Below are 1303 nucleotides of genomic sequence, written 5' to 3' on the forward strand. Positions count from 1 at the left end.
ATGTCTGGCCGGGCGGCGGCATCACGCTGATGGTCGATGTCACCAGAGTGCCTGAGGGTGCCTTCGGCTATGTGCCGACGCCGGCGCTGGTGGCGCCTATCGAGTTCACGCTGCGCCGCGACGACTATGTCAGGCTCGGCGGGGACGAGGCCGAGATCCGCAGCGTCGAGGATATTGTCGCAAAAGGCGGTGAGTACCTCAATCCGCGCCGCGGCACAGGCGCCGAAGCCACCAATCCATGGCCGCCACTCGCGCAGCTACGCCGTGCCGGCTCGAACGGGGCCGGGTGATGCAAGGCCCGCAAGCCAACTGGCTGCAGGACGGCAAGCGGCTCCATCTCAACCACGGGCCGATCGACCTGATCGTCGAGGTTTTTGGTGAGGCGGATGAATGCCGCCGAGCCTATGAACAGGCGGTAGCGCGGTTCCAGACGATCCTGATGGAGCTGGTCGAGGAGCTCCCCGAATTGCGACTACCGGCGTTTTTCCTGGCGCCGCGCAGCTTCGCCGGCCCGACGGCGCGCCGCATGGAAGCAGCCGTCATGCCCCTGGCGGAATGCTTCATAACACCGATGGCCGCCGTCGCGGGATCGGTAGCCGACGAAACGCTCGCCGCATTGCTTGCCGGCCGCAAGCTCGATCGCGCCTATGTCAACAATGGTGGCGACTGCGCAATCCATATCGGCAGGGGACAGTCGATGGGATTGGCGGTCGCCGGCACCGGTAACGGCATGGCCGACCGGATCACGATCCGCGCGGAAGATGGCGTTCGCGGCGTTGCCACCAGCGGCTGGCGCGGCCGCTCCTTCTCGCTTGGCATTGCCGACGCCGTCACCGTGCTCGCGCGGACCGGCGCCGAGGCAGATGCGGCGGCGACCCTCATTGCCAACGCGGTGGACCTGCCCGGCAATCCCGCCATCAAGCGCATTCCCGCACATGAATTGTCGCCCGACAGCGATCTCGGCGCGCGCCTGGTGACACATGGTGTCGGCACGCTTGCCCTTGGCGAAGTGGCGCGGGCGCTGGACAATGGCCTTGCCGTCGCCGAAGATTTTCGCCGGCGCGGCCTGATTGCCGGATCGGCGCTGTTTCTTGGCGGTGAGGCCCGCATCAGTGGCTCGGTTGCGCTTGCCGCGCCCAACAAAAGTTCGAGGGAGGAAGTTGCCCATGCCTGAGTTTTCGATCCGCAAAATCGCGGTGCTGACCGAAGAGATTTTTCACGAGGGCGGGCCGGTGGCCCAGTTGCCGCGCCGCCGCGCCGCCGCGATGGCCCTGGTGAAAAACCCGTTCGCCGGGCGCTATGT

Annotated in this window: 2 protein-coding genes and 1 pseudogene; all 3 read left to right on the forward strand. The window is 66.6% G+C overall.

The window, feature by feature from the left end:
- A pseudogene (locus EN939_RS34540) lies at window positions 1-290 on the forward strand (6-hydroxynicotinate reductase); the annotation flags it as partial.
- The gene (locus EN939_RS34545; RefSeq protein WP_127271011.1) at window positions 290-1174 is read left to right on the forward strand and encodes a UPF0280 family protein; all 885 of its coding nucleotides are present in this window, start codon (window positions 290-292) and stop codon (window positions 1172-1174) included. The pseudogene EN939_RS34540 and the gene EN939_RS34545, both read left to right, overlap by 1 nt.
- The coding region (locus tag EN939_RS34550; RefSeq protein ID WP_164751528.1) for an amino acid synthesis family protein at window positions 1167-1303 on the forward strand (137 nt) is incomplete at its 3' end. The genes EN939_RS34545 and EN939_RS34550, both read left to right, overlap by 8 nt.

Source organism: Mesorhizobium sp. M7A.F.Ca.CA.002.05.1.1, assembly GCF_003998335.1.
In the GTDB taxonomy this organism is placed as follows: Bacteria; Pseudomonadota; Alphaproteobacteria; order Rhizobiales; family Rhizobiaceae; genus Mesorhizobium.

Coding starts and splice junctions, on each gene's coding strand:
- EN939_RS34545 (WP_127271011.1), top strand. CDS start 290: ATGCAAGGCCCGCAAGCCAACTGGCTGCAGGACGGCAAGCGGCTCCAT.